General features: G+C 62.5%; 4 protein-coding genes and 1 pseudogene. 1 reads left to right on the top strand and 4 read right to left on the bottom strand.

Annotated features, from left to right (window positions below):
- Both ACH196_RS17005 and ACH196_RS17010 read right to left on the bottom strand, forming a co-directional pair.
- Positions 1–334, bottom strand: a pseudogene (locus ACH196_RS17005) (hypothetical protein); the annotation flags it as partial.
- A 97-nt stretch (positions 335–431) separates the two neighbouring features.
- On the bottom strand, positions 432–584 hold the full coding sequence (locus ACH196_RS17010; RefSeq protein WP_396648099.1) for a hypothetical protein: 153 nt from the start codon (positions 582–584) through the stop codon (positions 432–434).
- Between the two features lie 462 nt (positions 585–1,046).
- Between ACH196_RS17010 and ACH196_RS17015 the strand changes: the two genes are divergently transcribed.
- On the top strand, positions 1,047–1,337 hold the full coding sequence (locus ACH196_RS17015; RefSeq protein ID WP_396648100.1) for a GIY-YIG nuclease family protein: 291 nt from the start codon (positions 1,047–1,049) through the stop codon (positions 1,335–1,337).
- 243 nt (positions 1,338–1,580) lie between these two features.
- On the opposite strand, the gene ACH196_RS17020 is transcribed toward ACH196_RS17015, so the two are convergent.
- Positions 1,581–2,957, bottom strand: a complete 1,377-nt coding sequence (locus tag ACH196_RS17020) for a GSCFA domain-containing protein (RefSeq protein ID WP_396648101.1) — start codon at positions 2,955–2,957, stop codon at positions 1,581–1,583.
- Between the two features lie 25 nt (positions 2,958–2,982).
- Entirely contained in the window at positions 2,983–3,744 is a 762-nt protein-coding gene (locus ACH196_RS17025; protein ID WP_396648102.1) for a hypothetical protein, read from the bottom strand.
- Positions 3,745–4,127 lie beyond the last annotated feature (383 nt).

Genomic DNA, 4,127 nt, shown 5'->3' on the forward strand with positions numbered 1-4,127 from the left:
TTTTTGGTTTTGGCTTGCGCGGACGAAACGGCGGCAGCGTCACCACGATGCCTTGCGCCGCCGCGATGATCAGCCGCCGGGCGGCGGATTCGGCCGGGCGCAGCAGCAGCAGAATGGCGCGGTAGAGGTGGCGGGGAAGGCAGAGCGGCGGAGACGGCTTGTTCCGCCCGGTCTTTCCGGCGCGTCCCAATCTCGGAGCGACAGCGGCTTCGCCAAGCACCAGCGACAGCGGCCTGCCAAAACCCATCTCGGCCATGCCGATGAGCATCAGCAGGATATGTTTCAGCGCCTGCCGGTATCGCTCGATCGTCGTACTCGCGTCTCCAAACTCCACTGCCGCCTCCCTTCCGTTCCCGCAGCCGAACCGGCGACAAGTATGAGGCAGGTTCTGGGGAGGGGGATGAGAATCTTGTTTGGCGGTGTTTCGCGTGTCAGGCGGGAGAAAGCGCAATCAGCAAAAACAATGGCTTGGTGGTGACTGTCGGCGTGTGTCCAAGAAAATTTTCTGTCTGGCGGTGATTTTTCATCCCCGTTTTCGGCATGTTCTGCTCGCTGTTATCGGGACCGCCGGAACGTTTCGTCACCGGTACGGCATGGTTCCCAGGGTCTCCGCACTCGCTTCGCTCGTGCTCCGCCCCAGGATGACGAAGCGTGGGGCGTTTCCGCTAATCTCCGACGTTGGCGATGGGCTGAAGCGACGAAGGTGGCGGTTTGCTGAAACGAAGACGGTGGCGATTAGCCTGAAGCATCAACGATGTCGTCATTCCCGACCTCGTGAGCGAGCGAAGCGGAGCGGAGAGTGTCGGGAATCCATGCCTCGGAGGTGGCGAAGCCAAAGTCGACGAAGAACGGTCTGTGTCCGGCCAAGCCCCGCGCCCCTTCAGCAACGTCCGGCGCGAGCCCCTGCCCAACAGGTCCGGCAACGGGCCGTCGCATCTCGACCGCCGGATGACATCGAACTGCATGGGCCGGCTCATCCGTCGGCAGCCTATAAAGAATTGGCCATTCGATGAGAAGGCAGACCAAAACCATGCTAAGCTTCTTCAATGGGCAGGCGGGGCTATGTCTACATCCTGGCGTCGCAAAAGAATGGAACGCTCTACACCGGCGTGACCTCCGATCTTGCGGGCCGTCTTCTTCAACATCGAACCGGAACGGGTTCGAAATTCGCAGCCCGGTACGGCGTCATGCGCCTGGTGTGGTTCGAGGAACATGACTGGGTGATTGACGCCATCAAACGCGAGAAGGCGATCAAGAAATGGCCGCGCCAATGGAAGGTCAAGTTGATTGAAGAAAACAATCCGCACTGGCACGATATTGCGTGGCATCTGCTTTGACCGGGGTTTTGTATCGTAGAATAGAACCGGTTCTGCATCGGCTTTGTGATTTCGAATCCGAGGCATGGATTCCCGACACTCTCCGCTCCGCTTCGCTTCACTCACGAGGTCGGGAATGACGACAGTCTTGGATTGCCTCGGCTAGTCTTCGACGTATGCGCTTGCCCAGCCGAAAACGGGGGAAGATGTCCGGCAGGACAGTGAGGCCGCAGGGGCGGTCAAGGCAAATCGCCCAGATATTGCCTAGTCAGCCCCCACCGGGTGTTTCGACGGCATTGTTTTTGGATCCTGGTTTGCGGCAACTCGGTCCATTCCGAAGCGGTCGAGGAAATAGTCGCAGACGCCGTTCAGCACCTGCTCCGAGACATGGCGGGCGGAGGCGTCCTCGGCGCCGAACGTCTGGATCGGCAGGTTGGGGGCAATCCAGCGGACGATCTCGTAGGAAGGAAAATAGTGCACCTTCGGATCGGCTGCGATCCATTCGGCCATCGCCTCATACAGGGCGGCCCGCAGCGTCGACTTGCTGACGCAGTCGATTTCGGCCGCGCCGCCGGGAGCCATCTTCTGCAGGCCGATCGCGCTGTCCATCGGCACGGGCGAAAGCGTGAACAGGCAGAGCGCATGCGGGTTGAGCGCGCGCACCGCGCTGTAGAAGCGGCCGATCGCGGTTTTCGACTCCGCGAAAGTCCCCAGCCGGAACGACGCACCCTGCGCCTTGAGGCGCTGCGCGAGGCCCGCCCGCTTGTCCGCGTCCTCGGTGTCGGCGAGCAGCAGGAATTTTGGCGCAACCTCGCCTTCCCCCGTCGCGCCGCCTGCCGATGCGCCGGCGGGAAGGAAAAAATCGAGCGCGCTGCCGATCGTGACGATGACGACCTCGGCCGACGCAATCGAATCGGCCAGCCCGGAAAGCCGCCCGAGCGCCTCGTCGCGCCGGGCCGCGCGGCGCTCGGAACTCTCCTCGGGATAGAGCGTCTCGATCCAGTCCGCGACGAAGGCCTGGCGCTCGCCGGGCGGGGCCGAGGCGACACTCAACATGCGGGCGTTGGAGAACGGCGAGTTCAGGTCCTCGGTCTGCATGAAGGCTTCGGCCGTAAAACCGTTCGCCTGAAGGAAGACCGCGATGTTGCGCGCGAAGCAGGAGCCCATCGTGAAGATGCGGGTCCGCTGCTCGATCGCCGGACTTTTTTCGACACCGAGCACACTGTCGAGAAACGCCGGCGCGAGGCTGAACTCGTCGGCGCAGTCGGGGAAGGCATCGCGCAGGCGGCTGCGCCTGGCCCGCAGCGCCGCGAGCCAGGGCTCGAGCTCGGCGCGCTCGCCGGGTCGCAGCCGCCTTTCCAGGAAGGGCGGCAGGACCATGCGCAGCTTCAGCCCCTCGCCCCGGCTGCCGTTCGTCTTGAGCTCGTCGCGAAACGACTGGATGGCGGACGCACGCTCCGTCGGGCCAGCCGCCGTGTCGAGCGCCTGGGCAAGGCGGCGATAGACGAAGCGCGGCCGGCCCGCCGACTTTCCGGCGTAGAACGCGATCGTTCCGTCGGCGGCCGCGATTGCCTTGAGCGACGCGGTCGAGCGTTTTTCGCGAGGCTTCTTGCGGAAAAGCTTGCTTAAGGAGAAACCCAAGTCACCACCTTTTTCGCGAAAAGCCCTAGCCGCGCTCGATGACCACGGTCAGCGTGCGGCGCACCGCACCCTCCGGCCCGACCATCTTGCGGACGCCGTGAAGCGAGTTGTGGGTTTTTACGAAGATCATCGCCTGGTTGGTCTTGTAGGGCACCGTGGCGACGGTGTCGGTTTCCTCGTAAGGCACCTGGGCGTTCATGAAATTGTAGCTCCTGGTCACGTCCTTCGCTACGAGCAGGTCGGTGCCGCCGCCCCAATTGTCCGTCCAATCGCCCGGCTTGACCATGGAGAAGACGATCGTGACGAATTTTCCGGGCGAATCGGTGTGCGGGATGACGATGCCGCCGTCGGCCGGCAGCGCCGAGAATTCGAAGCGGGAATAAAGCGGCCTTTCCACCGTGGGCAGCTTGCCCTGCATCAGGCTCTTCAGCGTCTTGCGGACTCTTTTGGCCCGCGACTGCCCGGCGCGCGAGAGGCCGAGATCGACGTTGCGGTTGCGCAAGGCATCGAGAACCGAAAACACGAAATCGTCGCTCTTCACATAGGAATGCACCTGCCGCCACGCCGGATGCGACGCGATGAACTTCTCGTACTGCGGGCGATTGCTCTTCTCCGACAGGGAATATTTGTTCCCGAATTTGGAATGGAACTGAAAAAGCTCCATCGGCGGAAACGTGTCGAGCAGTTCCGAATAGAGCGCTTCGTCGAACACCGGCGCGATCACCCCGAACGGATAGGGGGAATATTCCATCTTGAGATTGGAGAAACGGATCGGAGAAGACGCCATGGACCTTGTTTTCATCTTGAGGAGGCCAGGAACGCTATCTCACCGCCTGACACGGAAAAATTAACAGGCCCGCCACCATTCGGCAATTGCCGTCGGGCGGGGCGTCAAGGCGATCGATTGAACCAACCTTGTTATACCGGGGGTTTTTACCTTGACCGTCCGCACTGCCCGTCCTTCGGTCCCGCCTGCCGGCACCTTCTCCCCGTAAGAACGGCAGGGCAATCGCATATGGACATTATCCGCTCCGAACCGGCTTCGCCGGCTCGGTTCGGCATCACCCCCTCACCGGCCCTTCGGGCCACCTCTCCCCCTGCCCGGGGGAGAGGATCGCTGCGTCGACGATTGGCGCCAAACTCGCGGCCGGCAGTCCTCTCCCCCGGGCA

The organism is Mesorhizobium sp. IMUNJ 23232 (assembly GCF_044326205.1).
Classification (GTDB): Bacteria; Pseudomonadota; Alphaproteobacteria; order Rhizobiales; family Rhizobiaceae; genus Kumtagia.